2 protein-coding genes are annotated in these 3,127 nt (G+C 74.8%); both read left to right on the forward strand.

Annotated elements, in window-relative coordinates; genetic code table 11:
- Positions 1-747: PrsW family intramembrane metalloprotease (locus tag I5E_RS20330; RefSeq protein ID WP_022908597.1), on the forward strand; the 747-nt coding region annotated here is incomplete at its 5' end.
- Positions 748-790: 43 nt separating this feature from the next.
- A partial coding sequence (locus I5E_RS23985; RefSeq protein WP_187290559.1) for an adenosylhomocysteinase occupies positions 791-3,127 on the forward strand: 2,337 nt, incomplete at its 3' end.

Below are 3,127 nucleotides of genomic sequence, written 5' to 3' on the forward strand. Positions count from 1 at the left end.
CTCATCGTCGCGTTCTTCGTCGGCGGGATCCTCGGCGTCCTCGGGGCGTCGCTGCTCGAGGCGAACCTGCAGCAGGACGCCCTCGTGTACATCGTCGTCGGCTTCGTCGAGGAGTTCGTCAAGGGCGTCCTCCTGCTGTTCGTCGGGTGGCGCGTCCGTCCGAAGACGGCCAGGCAGGGGGCGCTGCTCGGGGCGACGGTCGGTGCCGGGTTCGCCGCGTTCGAGTCGGCGGGCTACGCGTTCAACGCGGCGATCACCGCGCGCGGCATCGACCTGGCCTCCCTGCTGCAGACCGAGGTCGTCCGGGCCGTGCTCTCGCCCGTCGGGCACGTGCTCTGGACGTCGATCCTCGGCGCGGTGCTGTTCGGCGCCGCCCGCGGCCGGGACCGCTTCCGGTGGTCCTGGGCGCCGCTCGTCGCCTACGTGGGGGTGTCCCTGCTGCACGGGCTCTGGGACTCGAACTCGACGATCTCCACGCTCCTGGCGTTCGTCGTGACGGGCACCCCGTTCTCGGCGGCGCGGAACGGGTACGTCCCGGCGTCGATCGCCGGTGTCGCCACGACCCTGTACGTCATCGGGCTGGCGATCGTGTCGGCCGTCGGCGTCGTGGTCCTCGTCACGGTGCTGCGTCGGCACCGCCGGCTCGACCGGGCGGGGGTCGCGCCCGATGCCTGGCCCGCGCCGTGGCGGTCGGGGCCGGCGGACGGCGGCTGGGACGGTACACCGCCGCCGCACGTGGTGCGCTGAGCGCCGGCGCCTCCCCGCCACCCGCTCGCCCTACGATTGGGGCATGCCGTCAGGAGCCGACCCCGAGACCCGCGCCTGGGCCTCGGCGGCCGTCCGACGCTTCGCGGGCGCGACGAACCTGCTCGTCGCCGCTCGTCGGTTCCGCATCGTCGGCGGCGACCCCCGTGACGTCGCCGCCCTCCGCGCCCTCCTCACCGGACTCGGCGCGCGCGAGGCCCTGCCCCACGAACCCGTCGACCAGCTCTGGTGCGCCGGGTCACCCGAGGACTCCACGCCCGTCATCGAACGCGAGGCCGACCGGCCACGCGGAGCCACCCTGGTCGTGGTCGACGCCGGACGGCACCTCCCCGCCGTCGACGAGGACGCCTTCGGCCCGGTCGCGATCGCCCGTCCCGGCGTCCTCGCGGTGCCGGTGCTGTCCGACGACGTCTTCCTCGTCTCCACCGGCCGCGACCCCGAGGACGACCCCGCGGCCGAGGCCCGCCTGCGCTGGGCCCGCCGGTCGATGCCGGTGTCGCGTGCGGTCGCCGCCGAGCTCCGGGACGGTGGACTCCTGCGCGGCACCCGGATCGGCGTCGCGATGGTCCTCGAGCCGAAGACCGCCGTGCTGAGCCTGCTCCTCCGGGACGCCGGTGCCGAGGTCGTCGTCTACGCGCACGCCGACGAGACCGACGACGCCGTCGCCGACGCACTCCGCCGTGCGGGGCTGACGGTGCACGCGAACAGCACCGCCTCGCTCCCCGAGCAGCGGGCACTCGCCCTCGCGATGCTCGACACCCGGCCGCACGTCCTGCTCGACGACGGCTCGCACGTGATCCGCCTCGCCCACCAGGAACGGCCGGACCTGCTGCCCACGATGCTCGGCGCCGCCGAGGAGACGACGAGCGGCCTCCGCCCGCTCCGCACCATGGCGGCGCGCGGGGAGCTCGGCATCCCCGTGGTCGCGGTGAACGACGCCCGCACCAAGACCTTCTTCGACAACCGGTACGGCACCGGCCAGTCCACGGTGTTCGCGGTGCTCGACCTGCTCGACCGGCTCCCGTCCGGCACGCATCGCGTGGTCCCGGGAGGCGCGGCGGTCGTCGCGGGGTTCGGGCACGTCGGCGAAGGGGTCGCGCTGGTGCTCACGGCGCTCGGCCTGCGCGTGACCGTCGCCGAGACGGACCCCGTGCGCGCCCTGCAGGCGCTGTTCGCCGGCCACGCCGTCGCGCCCCTCGCCGAGGCGGTGCAGGACGCCGACCTCGTGATGAGCGCCACCGGGGGTCGCCGACACGATCGACCTCCGCACACTGCGGTCCTCGGCACCCGGTGCGGTCGTCGCGGTCGCGGGCGGGGTGGAGCACGAAGTGGCACTCGACGACGCCCGGGCGGCCGGCGCCGAGCGGACCCCGGTGGGCCCGAAGGCCGACGGCTCGTCTTCCCCGGTGGGGAAGACGGCCCGATCGTGCTCGACGGCGGGGGGTGCATCAACAATCACGGCAGCCGAGGGCAACCCGGTCGAGATCATGGACCTGTCTTTCGCCGCACAGCTCGGTGCCGTCCGGATGCTCCTCGAACGCGGCGACGAGCTCGACCGTGCCGTCGTGCCGATCGACCCCGCGGTCGACGACGCGACCGCCCGCGTGGCGCTCGCCGCGTTCGGAGCGCCGGCCGCGCCTCCAGGACCGCTCGCCGAGCACCCCGCCGACCGCGAGCCGGACGTCCGGACCCACCGGTTCGGAGACCCCGCGTGAGCGGCGCGCACCCCGTCACCGTGCACTCGGCGCGCGTCGTCGTGCCGATGACCGCACCGCCCATCGCGGACGGCGCGGTGGCGGTGCGGGACGGTCGCATCCTGCACGTCGGCGACCGCTCCTGGGTCGTCGACCAGCTCGCCGGCTCGGGCACGCCCTTCACCGAGCGCCCGTGGCGGGGCGCCCTGCTGCCGGGGCTCGTGAACGCGCACTCGCACCTGCAGTACACCGGCATGGCCAGTGTCGGCCAGCGTCAGTACACCGGGTTCGAGGACTGGGCCGCCGCGTTCAACGAGGACTACGCCGAACCGCACGACTGGCACGCCGAGGCGACCCTCGGTGCGACGGCGTCGATCCTCGCGGGCGTGACGAGCATCGCCGACATCGTCACGGACATCGAGGCGTCGACCGTGCTCGCCGAGGCCGGACTCGGGGGCATCGCCTACTGGGAGGTCATGGACTGGGAGAACGCGGCGTGGCAGACCCACGGCCGCGACCAGGTCCTCGCCGAGCTCGAGCGGATCCCGACGGACCCGGGCGCTGGGCTCTCGCCGCACGCGCCGTACTCGCTCGACGTCGCGCCGCTGCTCGAGCTCCCCGACATCGTGCGCCAGCGCGGACTCCGGCGGCACCTGCACCTCGGCGAA

Origin of the sequence: Curtobacterium sp. B18, from assembly GCF_000333375.1 — a bacterium.
GTDB lineage: Bacteria > Actinomycetota > Actinomycetes > Actinomycetales > Microbacteriaceae > Curtobacterium.